Here is a 381-nt window from a genome sequence, read left to right on the forward strand (position 1 = left end):
ATTTTAGCATTGAAACCGCAGGCAGCTTCTCTCTTTCTTCCTCCTTCCCCCTTTTTCTCTCCTTCTCCTCCTCCCCCCTTTCCCCTCCTTTTCCTCCCCCCTTTCCCCTCTCCTCCTTTCCTCTTTTTCTTTCTTCCTCCCCCTCCCTCCTTCCCTTCCTCCCCTTCCCTCCCCTTCTCTTCCCTTCTCTTCCTCTTCCTCTTCCTTCTCCCTTTCCTCTTCCCCCTCTTCCTCCTCTCCTTTCCTCCCCCCTTCCCCCTCCTTTTTCCCCTCTTTCCTCCCCCTTCCTTCTCTCTTCTCCTCCTCTTTCCTCTCTCCCTTTTTCCCCTTCTTCTTCCTTCCTTTTCTTTTTCTCTTTTCCTCTCTTCTTTTTTCCTCTCC

The 381-nt window shown here is 52.2% G+C and carries 1 protein-coding gene; it reads right to left on the reverse strand.

The genetic code is table 11. The features are described from left to right. Positions 1–3: 3 nt before the first annotated feature. The coding region (locus NR125_RS30330; RefSeq protein WP_256816895.1) for a hypothetical protein at positions 4–381 on the reverse strand (378 nt) is incomplete at its 5' end.

The organism is Cytobacillus sp. Bac17 (assembly GCF_024519925.1).
Lineage (GTDB): Bacteria > Bacillota > Bacilli > Bacillales > Cytobacillaceae > Cytobacillus > Cytobacillus pseudoceanisediminis.